Below are 15,365 nucleotides of genomic sequence, written 5' to 3' on the forward strand. Positions count from 1 at the left end.
TCACAGCTTCTCCTCCGAGGCCTGGACGTACACCGCACCACTGCCGCTCAGCTCCAGCTGGAACGCCTCGCCGGAGCCCCGGCCCACCATGTCGCGCCAGCCGAGCGCGGTGGAGAGCTTGTTGCGTACGTCGCCGTGGTGCGCCACGTATGCCTGCGGGTCGACATGGACCGGGCGCTGGGGGGTGATCGGGACCTCGATCACGCCGCCGTGCGCCATCACGGCGACGGCGCCGTGGCCCTTGAGGGTGGTGGTGAACAGGCCCTGGCCCGTCACCTGGCCGCGCACCATGCCCATGACGCCGCCCTGCGAGCCCATGAACATCGTGCCCTGCTGGAGGGTGCCGTCGAAGGCGAGCAGACGGTCGGCCTCGACATAGAGGGTCTCGCCGGTCAGGTTGATCACCTGGATGTGGTGACCGCCGTGCCCGAACAGGACCGTGCCGCTGCCCTCGACGGTCATCAGCGGGGTCACCTCGCCGGCCACCCGGCGGCCGATCATCGAGGCGATGCCGCCCTGGCCGCCCTGTGTGTTGGGGGTGAAGGACACCTCGCCCTTGTAGGCGAGCATCGCGCCGCGCTGGCTGAACAGCCGCTGACCGGGCGCCACGGTCACCTCGATCATCTTCGAGTTGATCTCACGGAAGGCCATGTCACACGTCTCCCGCCACCGTGTTGCGCTCGCTGGGCTGGACATAGACGAGTCCGTCGCCCTCGAAGCGGATCTGGAAGGCCTCGCCGCCGCCCTCGCCGAGGATCGTGCGGAACGTCACACCGGACTGGAAGGACTGCTGGAGGTCGCCCTGGTGCGCGATGTACGCGCCCGGGTCCACCGTCAGCGGGTACTGGCGGGTCACCCGCAGCACCACCGCCGGGCCGTCGGACATGATCGCCGCCTGGCCGTGGCCCTCGATGGTCGTGGTGAACAGGCCGTTGCCCTGCGAGGCGCCGCGCAGCCCCGTGAAGCTCGTGCCCGTACGCAGCCCGGAGTCCGTCGCGAGCAGATTGCTCGACTCCACGTACAGCTTGTCCCCCTGAAGATTCACGAGGTTGATCTCGGAGGCCCGGTCCGCGAACCAGCACGTCCCCTGCCCCGTCACCTCCATCAACGTCATCTGTTCGCCGGTGAGGCGCCGCGTGACCATGCCGCGCAGACCCTCACCCCCGCCGCTCAGCTTCTTGAACGACATCTGACCGTCGTACGCGACCATCGAGCCGTTCTTCGCCTTCACGGCGTCCCCGGTCATGTCGACGGCGAGCACTTTGCTGCCTTGAAGTCGGAACATTGCCACGGGGTGACCGTAACCGTCCGAAGGGTGGACAGGACAGGGCCCAGAGGTGGATCTCGACCCTGAAGGGGCCCCTACGGCCATCGGGAGGTTGACGGATGCCAGAATGACGGGAGCTTGTGCTTCCGTTCACAAAGACCGGCAAGCGCTGCGCCGACTCGCCCCGCCGACCTCACCGAAGGTGACCCGTGGACATAAAGACCGCTTCCGCCCTCCGCCGCCTGCGCCTCGTCTCCGCCCCCGAGGCCGTCTCCTTCCTGCTGCTGCTCACCTGCTCGGTGCTGAAGCGCACCACGGAGTTCAACGCGGTGCCCGTGATGGGCTGGGTCCACGCCATCCTCTTCATCCTGTACGTCGTCTTCTGGGCCGACGCCTGGAACCGCGCCAAGTGGGACCTCAAGACCGCCGCGCTCTACTTCGTCCTCTCCGTCCTGCCCGCCGGCGGCTTCTTCGCCGACCGCAGGCTCCGCCGCGAGGCCGAGACCGCGGCCAAGGCGGCGGTCGCGTCCCGCGCACCCAAGGAAGGGGCCGTGGGCGCGTGATCGTCGCCTTCTCCGTGACACCGCTGGGCGTCGGCGAGGACGTGGGGGAGTACGTCGCCGACGCCGTGCGGGTCGTCCGTGAATCGGGTCTGCCCAACCGGACCGACGCCATGTTCACCTCCCTCGAAGGCGAGTGGGACGAGGTCATGGACGTCGTACGCCGGGCCGTCGCCGCCGTCGAGGCGCGCGCGCCCCGGGTGTCTCTGGTCCTCAAGGCGGACATCCGGCCCGGCGTCATGGACGGCCTCACCTCGAAGGTCGAGACGGTGGAGCGACACCTGTCCGAGTGAGACCGCGGATGGTCCATGGTCGCCCGCGCGGCCCCCCGCGCCCCTTGAGGCGACCCTCCGTTCGGACCCTCTCCGCTCGACACGCCCTCAGAACAGCCCTTTTGTATAGGTATCGGCTAGTTCGATCACTGGAGGGCGCTGTGCGGCCGGAGGGCTACGACTACGACACCCACAGCAGACTTGCCGGGCCGCTCACGGAGCCGTCCGGATCGGCGTACCGGGTGCAGTACACCAAGCTTCTCTCGAAAGAGCCGCACCGAATACGGGCCGTTCTGCTGATGACGCTGGCACCCCTGCTGACCGGCGCGCTGCTCGTCTACCTGGTCTGGCCCACCCACTGGGTGGAGCGCGAGGGCGCGGACACATGGCTCGTGGGGCTCGACATCACGATGCTGATAGCCATCGGGCTGATCGAGCTCTTCATGGTCGTCAACGTCGTGTCGGTCGCCCACGCGACGATGGTCGCCCGCGACCCCGTCCCGGTCGTCGCCGAACCGGGCACCCGCGTCGCCTTCCTCACCACGTACGTGCCGGGCAAGGAACCCCTCTCCATGGTCCGGGCCACCCTGGAGGGCGCCACACGGCTCCGGCACACCGGCCGCCTCGACATCTGGCTCCTCGACGAGGGCGACGACGACCAGGCCAAGGCCCTCTGCGCGGAACTCGACGTACGCCACTTCACCCGCGCCGGCGTCCCCGAGTGGAACCGGCCCAAGGGCGTCCACAAGGCCCGTACCAAGCACGGGAACTACAACGCCTGGATCGCCAAGCACGGCGGGGAGTACGAGTTCCTCGCCTCGGTCGACACCGACCACGTACCGCTGCCGAACTTCCTCGAACGGATGCTGGGGTACTTCCGCGACCCGGACATCGCCTTCGTCGTCGGACCGCAGGTGTACGGCAACTACACGGCCCCCGTCACCAAGGCCGCGGAATCCCAGCAGTTCCTCTTCCACGCCCTCATCCAGCGCGCCGGCAACCGCTACCGCGCCCCCATGTTCGTCGGCACCAACAACGTCGTACGCATCGCCGCCGTGAAGCAGATCGGCGGGCTGCACGACTCGATCACCGAGGACATGGCCACCGGCTTCGAGCTGCACCGGCACCGCAACCCGAGGACCCGCGCGCACTGGCGGTCCGTCTACACGCCCGACGTACTGGCGGTCGGCGAGGGCCCCGCCTCCTGGACGGACTTCTTCACCCAGCAGATGCGCTGGTCGCGCGGCACCTACGAGACGCTCTTCAAGCAGTACTGGAAGGCACCCTTCACGATGCCCTGGGGCCGCCTCTTCTCGTACACGCTGATGCTCGTCTACTACCCGATGACGGCCGTCAACTGGCTGCTGGGCATCGTCAGTTGTGTGCTGTTCCTGTGGTTCGGGGCGTCCGGGACGGAGGTCACCGCCTCGGTCTGGCTGATGCTCTACAGCGACGCGGCCGCGCTACAGGTCGGGCTGTACCTGTGGAACCGCAGGCACAACGTCTCGCCGCACGAACCGGAGGGCTCGGGCGGGCTCGCCGGGATGGCGATGTCGGCGCTCTCCGCGCCCATCTACCTGAAGTCCCTCGGCGCCGCCCTGCTCCGGCTGCCCTGCCGCTTCGTCGTCACCCCGAAGGGCGGTGACGCCAGCCCCGACCGGCTGCTGACCTTCCGGATCCATCTGTCCTGGACGGTGGTGCTCGCCTCGTCGCTGATCGCGTCGTTCGTGCTCGGCCACAGCCATGTGGCCATGCGCACCTGGACGGTCCTCGCCATGGCGATCTCGCTCGCGCCCGTCGGGGTGTGGGCCTTCACCCGGTACCGGGAACGCCGGGCGAGCGCCGCCGCCTACCGCCTGGGACGGCAGGCCGCCGCGGCCGCCGCGGCCCGGCTCACCGACAGCAAGGAACCCGCCCTCGGCCCCCAGCCCACCCCCGCACCCTCGGTCTCCGGCACCACGACAGGAGGCAACTAGGCCATGGCCTACCAGCTCTCGCAGAAGACGAAGAAGACCGTGCTCGGTATCAGCGGCGTCGCGCTGCTCGCCGGCCTCAACGCCCCCGCCGCCGTCGGGTTCGCGCAGGAGCGGTACTACGAGTGGAAGATCGCCCAGCCCGGCTACAAGGCCCAATACGGGTCCTGGACCAACGTCGACATCCCGGAGCGGTTCCGCACCAACGCCATCCACGCGGCCCTGCTGCACACCGGCAAGGTGCTGATCGTCGCCGGGTCGGGCAACGAGCAGAAGAAGTTCGACAAGGGGTCCTTCGACACCGTCCTGTGGGACCCGGTGAAGAACACCTACAAGAAGATCCCCACCCCCGTGGACTTCTTCTGCGCCGGACACGCCCAACTCCCCGACGGCCGCCTCCTGGTGGCCGGCGGCACCGCCCGCTACGAGCTGCTGGACGGCGAGGTCGACCGGGCCGGCGGCGGCATGCGGGTCAAGAACGAGAACCCCGACAAGGCGATGGTCCTGAAGAAGGGCACCCGCTTCCGCTCACCCGCCGGCGTCGAGTACGTCAGCCGCTTCGACGTCACCGTGCCCAAGGCCAAGCGCACCTTCGGTATCGCCTACAACGCGGCCGGTGTCATGCAGCCCTGGAAGACCAAGGTCACCGCGAGCGAGGCCCGGGTCTTCGTCGAGGCCGCGAAGAAGGGCAAGAAGTCCGTCATGCCCCGGCAGGCCCAGTACGAGATCCTCGGGCTCAAGGGCAAGGACGCCGTCAACACGTACGGCCTCTCCGAGAAGATCACCATGGACAAGCAGGACTTCCAGGGGCTCAAGGCCGCCTACGAGTTCGACCCGAAGGCCGAGAGGTACGTGCCCGTCGCCCCGATGAAGAAGGCCCGCTGGTACCCGACGCTCGTCGGCCTGGCGGACGGGCGGGTGCTCGCCGTGTCCGGACTGGACGACGTGGGGGTCGTCGACCCCGGTGACAACGAGATCTACGACCCGAGGACGAGGAAGTGGAAGCCGGGCCCGAAGCGGTACTTCCCCACCTACCCCGCCCTCTTCCTCACCAAGGGCGGCAAGCTCTTCTACCCGGCCTCGAACGCCGGCTACGGGCCCGCCGACCTAGGCCGGGAACCGGGTATCTGGGACCTAGGGACGAACAAGTTCGAGAAGGTGCCGGGGCTCACCGACCTCGACCAGACGGAGACCTCGGCGTCCGTACTGCTGCCGCCCGCCCAGGACCAGAAGGTGATGATCCTCGGCGGCGGAGGCGTCGGCGAGTCCAAGAAGGCGACCTCGCGCACCGCGGTCATCGACCTGAAGAAGGACGACCCGGCCTTCGAGGACGGCCCCGACCTCCCTCAGGGCACCCGCTACCTGAACAGCGTGCTCATGCCCGACGACACCGTCTTCACCTCCAACGGCTCCAGCGACTACCGCGGCCGCAGCGCCAGCAACATCCACAAGGCGCAGTTCTACGACCCGAGGACCAACTCCTTCCGCGGCGCCGCCGCCCCCCGGGTCGGCCGCAACTACCACTCCGAGGCGCTGCTCCTGCCCGACGGCCGCATCGCCACCTTCGGCTCCGACCCGCTCTTCGACGACCAGCAGAACACCAAGCTGGGCCACTTCGAACAGCGCATGGAGATCTTCACGCCGCCGCTGATCCACAAGTACGGCAAGAACCGCCCCGTCCTCGGCGACGGCCCCCAGGAGGTCGACGCCAAGGGCCGCGCCACCTTCGCCACCGCCCACCCCGAACGCGTCGCCAAGGCCCGGCTGATGCGCCCCAGCGCCGTCACCCACAGCACGGACGTCGAACAGCGGTCCATCGCCCTGGAGGTGACGAGGACACGCGACTCGGTCACCGTCGACGTACCGGCGGACCGGACCCTCGTACCGCCCGGCTGGTACATGCTGTTCGTGTCGGACGCGCACGGGACGCCGTCGCGGGCGAAGTGGATCCAGGTCAGGTGACGGTTCAGGCCCCGCTGTTGCGGGCCAGCCCCAGGGCGTAGTCCGGCCACCACCGTCCCGCCGCCGGTCCGCCCCGGCACTCCCCGTCCGACTCCCCGGGCCGCTTGATCCACAGATAGGCGTCCAGGGCCGGCTCACCGGTGTCGGTGGTCGGCGGGGTGCCGAGGGCGCGGCCGGGCGGATTGCACCAGGCCGTGCCCCGGTCGCCGTTCAGCGGGCCGTTGCCGTTGCGGCTGGTGTCGACGACGAAGTGCTTGCCGCCGAGCGCGTCGGACAGCCGCAGACCGTACGACTTCGTCGTGGCGTCGGTCTGGAAGTTGGAGACGTTGAGGGAGAAGCCGTCGGCGCGGGCGACCCCGGCGCGGCGCAGCGGCTCGACAAGCTTGCCCGGGTCGTCGATCCAGGCCGGGTTCCCGGCGTCGAGGTACACCTTGGTGTTCGGCTGCCGCTTGAGCCGGTCGATGGCCTCGCCCAGCAGCCGCTCGCGTTCGGCGTGGTACTCGCCGGGGGTGCAGCCGTCCACGACGTGCGCGACCGCGTCGGGTTCCAGGACGACCACGGCGTCGCTGTCGCCGACCGCGCGGGCGAAGGCGTCGACCCAGTCCAGATAGGCGGCCGAGTCCTGGGCGCCGCCGGCCGAGTGCTGGCCGCAGTCGCGGTGCGGGATGTTGTACGCGACGAAGACCGCCGTACGGTCCTGGCGCCCCGCCGCCTTCGTGGCCTTCTCGATGGTCGGTACGGGGTCGTCGCCGGCGGGCCAGAGCGCGACCGGGCGGTCCGCGATCCGCCGCAGCAGCTCGGCGTCCCCGCCGCGGCCCTCGCGCTCCCACGCGTTGATCTGCCGGGCGGCGGGGCTCGCAGGGTCGACCCAGAACGGGGACCCGGAGGCGGGCCGCACCGCCTCACCGGCCGCCTTCTCGGTGGCGTCGCCGATGTCGGAGGCCTCGCCGGCCCCGGACGGGGCCCCGGACGAGCAGCCCCCGGTGAGCCCGAGCGCCGCGAGGGCCGAGAGCGCGGCGAGAGTACGGATCGCCGTACGAAGCGGTGTACGGGTCGGCGTACGGGTCGGCGTACGGATCAGCCGGGGCATGCTGCTCCCTCTGCTCCCTGGGACGGTGGCGTTTGGTGATGATTTGTCACCAATCGTTCCACAGGGTGAGAGGGGGGCTCGGCTGCGACACCGGCGGGAAGGCGTGGCCGGGGCTCGGCGGACGACCGAAAAGCGAGACGGTGCTGACCAGAATATGACCGGCCGGTAGGGTCATTGCCGTGCCGAAGCCGCTCAGCCTCTCCTTCGATCCCATCTCGCGCGCCGACGAGCACTGGAAGCAGCGCTGGGGAAGCGTGCCGTCCATGGCCGCGATCACCTCGATCATGCGGGCCCAGCAGATCCTGCTGGCCGAGGTCGACGCCGTGGTCAAGCCGTACGGGCTCACCTTCGCGCGCTACGAGGCGCTGGTGCTGCTCACCTTCTCGCAGAAGGGTGAGCTGCCGATGTCCAAGATCGGCGAACGGCTCATGGTCCACCCCACGTCGGTGACGAACACCGTCGACCGCCTGGTGAGATCCGGTCTCGTCGACAAACGCCCCAACCCCAACGACGGCCGCGGCACCCTCGCCTCCATCACCGACAAGGGCCGCGAGGTCTGCGACGCGGCCACCCGCGACCTCATGGCCATGGACTTCGGCCTCGGCGCCTACGACGCCGAGGAGTGCGCCGAGATCTTCGCGATGCTCCGCCCGCTGCGGGTGGCGGCGGGGGATTTCGACGAGGGGTGACTCAGACCGTCGCGGGGCTGGGCGTCGCTTCCTTGAGGATGAGCGGCTCGACCTCGCGGGTGACGCGGCGTTCGACGAAGAACGCGGCGGTCGGGACGGTGCCCGCGAGGAGTACCCACAGCAGGCGGGCCACCGGCATCTTCGCCTTGGTGCCGAGGTCGAAGGCGAAGATGAGGTACAGCAGGTACAGCCATCCGTGGGCGATGCCCACCACCGTGGTGAAGGTGTCGAAGCCGTCCAGGTCCAGCAGGCGCTTCCCGATCACGCCCACCGTCAGCAGGATCAGCAGCACGGCGGTGACGTAGGCCATCACCCGGTAGCGGGTCAAGACGCTCTTCTTCATGGCGTCGAGCGTAACGGGTGCCTTTCGGGTGTCTGCGGGCGCGTCCTGACCTGCGTCGCTATCATTTAGTAGGACGTCCTAGTAAATTGGCTTCCATGGACGCTGACGCCATCGAAGAGGGACGCCGACGCTGGCAGGCCCGGTACGACGCCGCCCGGAAGCGGGAGGCCGACTTCACGACGCTTTCCGGGGACGCGGTCGAGCCCGTGTACGGGCCCCGGCCGGGGGACGAGTACGAGGGGTTCGAACGGATCGGGTGGCCGGGGGAGTACCCGTTCACGCGCGGGCTGTATCCGACCGGGTACCGGGGGCGGACGTGGACGATCCGGCAGTTCGCCGGGTTCGGGAACGCCGAGCAGACCAACGAGCGGTACAAGATGATCCTCGCCAACGGGGGCGGGGGGCTGTCCGTCGCCTTCGACATGCCGACGCTGATGGGGCGGGACTCCGACGACCCCCGGGCGCTCGGCGAGGTCGGGCACTGCGGGGTCGCCATCGACTCGGCCGCCGACATGGAGGTGCTGTTCCAGGGCATTCCGCTGGGGGACGTCACGACGTCCATGACGATCAGCGGTCCGGCCGTTCCGGTGTTCTGCATGTACCTGGTCGCCGCCGAGCGGCAGGGCGTCGATCCGGCTGTGCTCAACGGCACGCTGCAGACCGACATCTTCAAGGAGTACATCGCGCAGAAGGAGTGGCTCTTCCAGCCGGAGCCGCATCTGCGGCTCATCGGGGATCTGATGGAGCACTGCGCGGCCGAGATCCCCGCCTACAAGCCGCTGTCCGTCTCCGGCTACCACATCCGTGAGGCCGGGGCCACGGCCGCGCAGGAGCTGGCGTACACGTTGGCGGACGGGTTCGGGTACGTCGAGCTGGGGCTCAGCCGCGGGCTGGACGTCGACGTGTTCGCGCCGGGGCTGTCTTTCTTCTTCGACGCGCACCTCGACTTCTTCGAGGAGATCGCCAAGTTCCGCGCGGCGCGCCGGATCTGGGCGCGGTGGATGCGGGACGTGTACGGGGCGCGGACGGACAAGGCGCAGTGGCTGCGGTTCCACACCCAGACCGCCGGTGTCTCGCTGACGGCCCAGCAGCCGTACAACAACGTGGTGCGTACGGCGGTGGAGGCGTTGTCCGCGGTGCTCGGCGGGACCAACTCCCTGCACACCAACGCGCTGGACGAGACGCTGGCGCTGCCCTCCGCGCAGGCCGCCGAGATCGCGTTGCGCACGCAGCAGGTGCTCATGGAGGAGACCGGGGTCGCCAACGTGGCCGATCCGCTGGGGGGTTCCTGGTACGTCGAGCAGCTGACCGACCGGATCGAGGCGGACGCGGAGAAGATCTTCGACCGGATCAAGGAGCGGGGGCTCAGGGCGCATCCGGACGGGCGGCACCCCATCGGGCCCGTCACGTCCGGGATTCTGCGGGGGATCGAGGACGGGTGGTTCACCGGGGAGATCGCGGAGTCGGCGTTCCGGTATCAGCAGGCCCTGGAGAAGGGGGAGAAGAGGGTGGTGGGCGTCAATGTCCACCATGGGTCCGTGACCGGGGATCTGGAGATTCTGCGGGTCAGCCATGAGGTGGAGCGGGAGCAGGTGCGGGGGCTTGCCGGGCGGAAGGCCGCGCGTGATGACGGGGTCGTGCGGGACGCTCTCGGGGCGATGGTCGCCGCCGCCCGGGACGGGGGCAACATGATCCGGCCCATGCTTGACGCGGTGCGCGCCGAGGCCACGTTGGGGGAGATCTGCGGGGTGTTGCGGGACGAGTGGGGGGTTTATACGGAGCCGCCGGGGTTCTAGGTGTCGTTGCCCCCGGGGGCGGTGTGGGATTTCGCCCCCGCCGCCCCTGCCCGTCCCATCCTCCAGGGGCTGTGCCCCTTCGACCCCCGGTTTCGGCTGCGGGTTCGGTGGGGGCTTGCCGCGCAGTTCCCCGCGCCCCTTAGGGGGCGGCGCTTCCTCTCAAGCCCAGTAGCAGGAGGCTGGTGAAGGCCCGGGCCCATTCCTCGTCCGTCGGTTCGGCGCTCACCAGGGTTCGGTGGACCACCGTGCCGGCGACGATGTCGAAGATGAGGTCGGCGGTGCGGGAGGTGGGGTCGGGGTCGGCGGGGAGTTCGCCGCGTTGCTGGGCTCGGGTGCGGCCCTGGTGGACGAGGCGTTTCTGGCGGTCGACGATGGACTCGCGGATGCGTTCGCGCAGGGCGTCGTCGCGGGTCGACTCGGCGATCACGGCCATGAGGCCGCTCCTGGCCTCGGGGCGGGCCAGGATCGCCGCGAACTGCAGGACCACGCCCTCGATGTCGGCCGCCAGGCTTCCCCGGTCGGGCATGCGGAGTTCGTCGAAGAGTTCCGCCACCGCGTCGACGACCAGTTCGTTCTTGCCGGCCCAGCGGCGGTAGAGGGTCGTTTTCGCGACGCCCGCGCGGGTCGCCACATCGCCCAGCGTCAGCTTCGACCAGCCCAGTTCGACGAGGGCCTCCCGGGTCGCGGCCAGGATCGCGGCGTCCGCGGCGGCGCTGCGCGGGCGGCCCGTGGCGCGTGGGACGGGGGTGCGGCTCTGCATCGGCCGACCATATCCGGCCGTTCCTGAAGTCTCCCCCGCTCTCGTGAGGCAGATCACCGAGGAGTGGGTACTGAGGGGGTACGGAGGAGCCGTCCGGGGCAGTTACGCTACGACTCGTAGCGAAAGCAGGTCCGGCGGTGGTGCCGAGTGCTTTCAGGACGCTTTTCACGTGCGTGCTCGGAAGGGGGAGGATGTACTCATGCAGCCACGGAACATGTCCATGAGCGGAGTCGTCGACCTCGCCGCGGTGAAGGCGGCCCAGGAGGCCAAGTCGAAGGCGGAGCAGGCGCGGGCCGAATCCGCCCGGCAGGGCGGGGGAGGGGCGGTCTCGCCGGTCGACCTGGTCATCGATGTCGATGAGGCCGGGTTCGAGAGCGAGGTCCTGCAGCGGTCCACCGAGGTGCCCGTCGTCATCGACTTCTGGGCCGAGTGGTGCCAGCCCTGCAAGCAGCTCAGCCCGGTGCTGGAGCGGCTGGCCGTCGAGTACAGCGGCCGGTTCGTCCTCGCCAAGATCGATGTCGATGCCAACCAGATGCTGATGCAGCAGTTCGGGGTCCAGGGGATCCCCGCTGTGTTCGCCGTCGTCGCGGGGCAGGCGCTGCCCCTCTTCCAGGGGGCCGCCCCCGAGCAGCAGATCCGCGAGACCCTCGACCAGCTCGTCCAGGTCGCCGAGCAGCGCTTCGGCCTCACCGGCCTCGTGGTCGACCCCGACGCCGAGTCCGGCCCCGTCCCCGAAGCGGCCCCGCAGATCCCGGCCGGCCCCTACGACCACCTGCTCGAAGCCGCCGTACGCGCCCTGGACGCGGGCGACTTCGGCGGCGCGGTGCAGGCGTACAAGAACGTGCTGAGCGACGATCCGGGCAACACCGAGGCCAAGCTGGGCCTCGCGCAGGCCGAGTTGCTGCATCGGGTGCAGGGTGCGGACCCGCAGCAGGTGCGCAAGGCGGCCGCCGAGAACCCGGCCGACGGACAGGCGCAGATCGCGGCGGCGGACCTCGACCTCGTCGGCGGGCATGTGGAGGACGCGTTCGGTCGACTCATCGACACGGTGCGTCTCACAGCGGGCGAGGACCGGGACGCCGTACGGCTGCGGCTGCTCGAACTCTTCGAGGTGGTCGGCGGCGACGATCCGCGGGTGGCCGCGGCGCGGCGCGCGCTGGCGCGGGCGCTGTTCTGAGGTGCCGCTGACGCACTGCCCCGGCTGAGTGTCGGCTCCGGGGCCCGTGTTGCGTGAGTGAGAGATTTGGCGACACAACGACACCGCGGCCGCGCTTTACCAAATCTTGGTAATCGCGGCCGCTGTTACTTGCAGTAAGAGAAAGTCGTCGTTCTGTCGGACTCTGTCCGCCTGTCCCCCCATGTGTCGCCTCACGCGGCGCCACCGTGCGTCGCCGCCCGATGCCGATGGGTCGTCGTTCGGTTATCCGTCCGTTACTAGCCAGTAACGACCCCCCTTGCGGGGGCGGCGAGAATGCACCACGATCGGCGACGCTCGGTCCAATCCCGTACCCCGCCAACCAGTCGGGTCAACGGGTTTTCTGGGTCCCCACCGAGTAGAGCGGGCGACAGTGGCGCCGGCTCTTGGACAGGGGGGTCTCCGCTCGACGGTGGAGCCTGTCCAGCAGGTTGTGCGTGATGCGTGTCAGGCGCGACCAGTGGTTGTCGCTCGGGGGTGATCGCCGGTGATTCGGGCGCTTTTCGCGCCACCGAGCGCGGGCGCTCTCTTTCCCGAGGACGTAGCGCTTCTCCCATCCCTGCCCGGCCGAGCCGCCGCCCAGGGGCGAGCCGGTGCCAGGAGATGTACGTCCGAGAAGGAGGAAATATGGAGTCCCAGGTGCGTGGCGGGACGAGATGGAAGCGGTTCGCTGTGGTCATGGTGCCCAGCGTCGCCGCCACGGCAGCGATAGGTGTCGCCCTCGCGCAGGGTGCTCTCGCCGCGTCGTTCAGTGTGTCGGGTCAGTCGTTCAAGGTGACTGCGGATCAGCTCGATGGCACGGGCTTCTCGCAGTACGGAGCGCTCGACGAGGGCTACACCCTCAAGGGCGAGAAGACGGTTCACCCCGTCGCGGTCTCGGCATTCAAGAGTGCCTCGATCACCAACATGTGCCAGTCGGTCGTCACCCCGAACGTCCCGATCCTCGGTAGCGTCAGCCTCAAGCTGACCGCCGGTACCGGTGGCAAGAAGGTCGAGGCCGAGAACCTCTACATCGACGTCGAGGAACTCTCGGCCGATGCCGTCTTCAAGGGCATCGACATCGGTTTGGCGGCCAAGGACGCCAACAAGGGTCCGGGCATGAAGGGCGGCTCCGAGCAGGCCAACCCGTACGGGTTCGCCCAGCAGGCCGACTCGGCTTCGTTGTCCGACGTGAAGCAGACGGCGTGGGCGACCACTGCCGGAACCTTCAAGCTGAGCAATCTGAAGATGTCGCTCCACAAGGGCACCGTGGAGTGCTACTAGGCACTCCCTGGGCGGGTGAGGGGGCCTGTGCCTCCTCACCCGCCCGTCCCTCCCGTCGTGCGCGGCACCGCGCACGCGGACCCCGTACGTGAATCAAGTGAACTGCGTGCGCGCGCTGCGTCCGTGTCGTACGTGAACCAGTCACAGCAAGACCGTTCCAGGGAGCTGTTGTCCATGAGCGCCGAGTCAACGGGGCAGAACGAAGACTATCTCCGCGCCTTTCGGCGGCGCTTTCGTGACTGGCGGGGCAGCCGTCCCTTCTGGTCGGGGCTGTTGGTCCTGCTCAGCGGTTTCCCGATCATGTACTTTCCGTACGCGAATCTGCAGATCGGTAACCTCACGCTCGCCATGGCGACGACGGGCGGCTCGGGCTCCCTCATCATCGGCGTACTGCTGGTCGTGCTCGGGGTCAGCCTGTGGTTCCAGCGGCATGTACGCACCTTCGCCGGTACGGCGGCGATCCTGCTGGCGCTCGTGTCCATCCCCGTCTCCAACCTCGGAGGCTTCGGCTTCGGCTTCCTGCTCGCGCTGATCGGCGGTGCGCTGGCGATCGCCTGGGCGCCCGGTCACGACGAGGCGCGGGTGCCGTCCACGTACCGCACGCCGAGGCGCGACACGGCCCCTCAGGACACGAACCCTCAGGACACGGCCCCCCAGAACACGGCACAGCAAGGTGCGGTCCCCCTGCACAAGGGCGACGCCCCGGAGCCCGCGGCAGCGGGCTCGGTGAACGGGGCGGCGAACGGCGAGGGCGACGACCTGTCAGGTACCACCCACACGAACGGGATGAACGGGAGGCACAGTGCCGGCTGACGAGGTGACCCACGGGACTGCGGTGGGAGAGTCCCGTGCGAGATCCGGACCGCGGCACGCGGCGCCCAAGAAGCCCCTTCTCACCCGGCTGAACATGCCGGCGGGCAAGGCGATAGCCCTCGCGGCGATGCCGACGGCGGTCCTCATGGGCATGGGCTTCACACCCACCCTGGCCCTGGCCGAGGACCCCGTGGCGCAGAGCCTGACGGCGGACGAGTACAAGGACTGTGTGGCGGCCCTGGAGGCCGCCGAGGACGGTACGGACACCTCCGCCTCGCCGACCCCGACGCCGTCCGCCTCCGCCTCGGAGAGCGCCGCCTCGGACGACGAGGCCACGGACGAGCGGGCGGACGAGTCCACCGACGAGGACACGTCCTCCGGTGACGGCTCCGACGACTCGGCCGGCGACGACACGTCCTCGGACTCGGGCGACTCCTCCTCGTCGGATTCAGGTTCCGACGACGAGGACACGGCGGACGGGTCCACGACGACCGAGAAGACCGCCACCGACGCCACGGCCACGCCGTCGGCCACCGCCGCCGAGAGCGGCGGCAACGTCCTGGAGGACATCGGCGACGCGATCGAGGACCTGTTCACGCCGGACGAGCCCGAGACGGAGACGGAGACCGCCACGCCGTCGGTCAGCCCGTCCCCCTCGGCCTCCGAGGAGGCCTCGGGTTCGGACGAGGACACGGACTCGGGTTCGGGTTCGGGTTCGGGTTCGGGTTCGGGTGCCGGCAAGGACGCGCAGGACACCGCCGCCGATGCCACCGACAAGGTCGAGGACACCGCGAAGGACGTCACCGACACCGCCGAGGACACCGAGGACGAGGCGGAGGACACCGCCGCCGACGCCACCTCGACGCCGAGCCCGTCCGCGAGCGAGAGCACGGACACCGACGGCTGCGTGGCCGCCACGGACGACGAGAGCGGCGTCGAGAAGGGCATCCCGGCGCTGCCCAGCGACTCCTGGCGCCTCCAGGCCAGCTCCCTGCTCCTCAAGGGCGCCGACTACAAGGGCATCGTCAAGGTCAAGACCGCCGACGGCACGGTCAAGGAGGTGCTGAAGTACGTCGTCTCCGGCGGCGCCGACATCGGCGACCTCCACCAGACGGTCGAGGACAAGCAGGCCGGTGTGACCTATCACGCGGAGGCGGGCGCGGGCACCACGTCCACGATCACCGACGGCGAGACGGTCATGTACACCGAGAGCATCTCCGGCAATCTGCTCGGTCTGATCCCGGTGACCTTCGACACGAAGCACCCGCCGCCGTTGAACATCCCGCTGATCTACTTCACCAAGGTGACGGTCGTCCAGGCGGGCCAGTTCGGCGGCACGCTGACCGTGCCTGGTCTCCACCAGTACACGACCGACTGAGCGG

Annotated in this window: 15 protein-coding genes; 10 read left to right on the forward strand and 5 right to left on the reverse strand. The window is 69.4% G+C overall.

The annotated features are described in order from the left end of the window. Both I8N67_RS16585 and I8N67_RS16590 read right to left on the reverse strand, forming a co-directional pair. Positions 1-651 (reverse strand): AIM24 family protein, encoded by a 651-nt coding sequence (locus I8N67_RS16585; RefSeq protein WP_200303876.1) that lies wholly within the window; start codon positions 649-651, stop codon positions 1-3. Between the two features lies 1 nt (position 652). Further along, a complete protein-coding gene (locus I8N67_RS16590) occupies positions 653-1,285 on the reverse strand; it encodes an AIM24 family protein (protein WP_200303907.1) in 633 nt (210 codons plus the stop codon). 191 nt (positions 1,286-1,476) lie between these two features. On the opposite strand from I8N67_RS16590, the gene I8N67_RS16595 reads away from it, so the two are divergent. From I8N67_RS16595 to glxA, 4 genes are all read left to right on the forward strand, one after another. After that, entirely contained in the window at positions 1,477-1,830 is a 354-nt protein-coding gene (locus I8N67_RS16595; protein ID WP_200303877.1) for a DUF3817 domain-containing protein, read from the forward strand. Further along, entirely contained in the window at positions 1,827-2,120 is a 294-nt protein-coding gene (locus I8N67_RS16600) for an MTH1187 family thiamine-binding protein (RefSeq protein WP_200303878.1), read from the forward strand. Before I8N67_RS16595 ends, I8N67_RS16600 begins: the two co-directional genes overlap by 4 nt. Before the next feature lie 140 nt (positions 2,121-2,260). Next, positions 2,261-4,075, forward strand: a complete 1,815-nt coding sequence (locus I8N67_RS16605; RefSeq protein ID WP_200303879.1) for a glycosyltransferase family 2 protein — start codon at positions 2,261-2,263, stop codon at positions 4,073-4,075. Positions 4,076-4,078: 3 nt separating this feature from the next. After that, positions 4,079-6,034 carry a radical copper oxidase GlxA gene (gene glxA, locus I8N67_RS16610; RefSeq protein WP_200303880.1) on the forward strand — a complete coding sequence of 652 codons (1,956 nt, stop codon included), beginning with the start codon at positions 4,079-4,081 and terminating at the stop codon, positions 6,032-6,034. Between the two features lie 4 nt (positions 6,035-6,038). Here the strand turns inward: glxA and I8N67_RS16615 are convergent, their stop codons facing one another. After that, entirely contained in the window at positions 6,039-7,124 is a 1,086-nt protein-coding gene (locus I8N67_RS16615) for a glycoside hydrolase family 6 protein (RefSeq protein WP_200303881.1), read from the reverse strand. 179 nt (positions 7,125-7,303) lie between these two features. Between I8N67_RS16615 and I8N67_RS16620 the strand changes: the two genes are divergently transcribed. Continuing rightward, complete coding sequence (locus I8N67_RS16620) at positions 7,304-7,813, forward strand: MarR family winged helix-turn-helix transcriptional regulator (RefSeq protein ID WP_200303882.1); 510 nt, start codon at positions 7,304-7,306, stop codon at positions 7,811-7,813. A gap of 1 nt (position 7,814) precedes the next feature. On the opposite strand, the gene I8N67_RS16625 is transcribed toward I8N67_RS16620, so the two are convergent. Continuing rightward, on the reverse strand, positions 7,815-8,156 hold the full coding sequence (locus I8N67_RS16625; RefSeq protein ID WP_200303883.1) for a DUF3817 domain-containing protein: 342 nt from the start codon (positions 8,154-8,156) through the stop codon (positions 7,815-7,817). 95 nt (positions 8,157-8,251) lie between these two features. Between I8N67_RS16625 and icmA the strand changes: the two genes are divergently transcribed. Further along, positions 8,252-9,952, forward strand: a complete 1,701-nt coding sequence (gene icmA / locus I8N67_RS16630) for a coenzyme B12-dependent isobutyryl-CoA mutase large subunit (RefSeq protein WP_200303884.1) — start codon at positions 8,252-8,254, stop codon at positions 9,950-9,952. A gap of 139 nt (positions 9,953-10,091) precedes the next feature. On the opposite strand, the gene I8N67_RS16635 is transcribed toward icmA, so the two are convergent. Continuing rightward, positions 10,092-10,712 (reverse strand): TetR/AcrR family transcriptional regulator, encoded by a 621-nt coding sequence (locus I8N67_RS16635; RefSeq protein ID WP_200303885.1) that lies wholly within the window; start codon positions 10,710-10,712, stop codon positions 10,092-10,094. Between the two features lie 199 nt (positions 10,713-10,911). On the opposite strand from I8N67_RS16635, the gene I8N67_RS16640 reads away from it, so the two are divergent. The 4 genes from I8N67_RS16640 (at position 10,912) to I8N67_RS16655 (ending at position 15,361) form a co-directional block, all read left to right on the forward strand. Continuing rightward, positions 10,912-11,889: a tetratricopeptide repeat protein gene (locus I8N67_RS16640; protein WP_200303886.1), complete on the forward strand. Its 978-nt coding sequence runs from the start codon at positions 10,912-10,914 to the stop codon at positions 11,887-11,889. Between the two features lie 645 nt (positions 11,890-12,534). Continuing rightward, positions 12,535-13,170, forward strand: coding sequence for a DUF6230 family protein (locus I8N67_RS16645; protein ID WP_200303887.1), 636 nt, complete (start codon positions 12,535-12,537; stop codon positions 13,168-13,170). A gap of 174 nt (positions 13,171-13,344) precedes the next feature. Continuing rightward, positions 13,345-13,983 (forward strand): DUF6114 domain-containing protein, encoded by a 639-nt coding sequence (locus I8N67_RS16650; RefSeq protein ID WP_200303888.1) that lies wholly within the window; start codon positions 13,345-13,347, stop codon positions 13,981-13,983. Further along, the gene (locus tag I8N67_RS16655; protein ID WP_200303889.1) at positions 13,973-15,361 is read left to right on the forward strand and encodes a hypothetical protein; all 1,389 of its coding nucleotides are present in this window, start codon (positions 13,973-13,975) and stop codon (positions 15,359-15,361) included. Before I8N67_RS16650 ends, I8N67_RS16655 begins: the two co-directional genes overlap by 11 nt. Positions 15,362-15,365 lie beyond the last annotated feature (4 nt).

This window comes from Streptomyces adelaidensis (genome assembly GCF_016598475.1).
Lineage (GTDB): Bacteria > Actinomycetota > Actinomycetes > Streptomycetales > Streptomycetaceae > Streptomyces > Streptomyces adelaidensis.

Coding starts and splice junctions, on each gene's coding strand:
- I8N67_RS16585 (WP_200303876.1), bottom strand. CDS start 651: ATGGCCTTCCGTGAGATCAACTCGAAGATGATCGAGGTGACCGTGGCG.
- I8N67_RS16590 (WP_200303907.1), bottom strand. CDS start 1,285: ATGTTCCGACTTCAAGGCAGCAAAGTGCTCGCCGTCGACATGACCGGG.
- glxA (WP_200303880.1), top strand. CDS start 4,079: ATGGCCTACCAGCTCTCGCAGAAGACGAAGAAGACCGTGCTCGGTATC.
- I8N67_RS16615 (WP_200303881.1), bottom strand. CDS start 7,124: ATGCCCCGGCTGATCCGTACGCCGACCCGTACGCCGACCCGTACACCG.
- I8N67_RS16625 (WP_200303883.1), bottom strand. CDS start 8,156: ATGAAGAAGAGCGTCTTGACCCGCTACCGGGTGATGGCCTACGTCACC.
- icmA (WP_200303884.1), top strand. CDS start 8,252: ATGGACGCTGACGCCATCGAAGAGGGACGCCGACGCTGGCAGGCCCGG.
- I8N67_RS16635 (WP_200303885.1), bottom strand. CDS start 10,712: ATGCAGAGCCGCACCCCCGTCCCACGCGCCACGGGCCGCCCGCGCAGC.
- I8N67_RS16640 (WP_200303886.1), top strand. CDS start 10,912: ATGCAGCCACGGAACATGTCCATGAGCGGAGTCGTCGACCTCGCCGCG.
- I8N67_RS16645 (WP_200303887.1), top strand. CDS start 12,535: ATGGAGTCCCAGGTGCGTGGCGGGACGAGATGGAAGCGGTTCGCTGTG.
- I8N67_RS16650 (WP_200303888.1), top strand. CDS start 13,345: ATGAGCGCCGAGTCAACGGGGCAGAACGAAGACTATCTCCGCGCCTTT.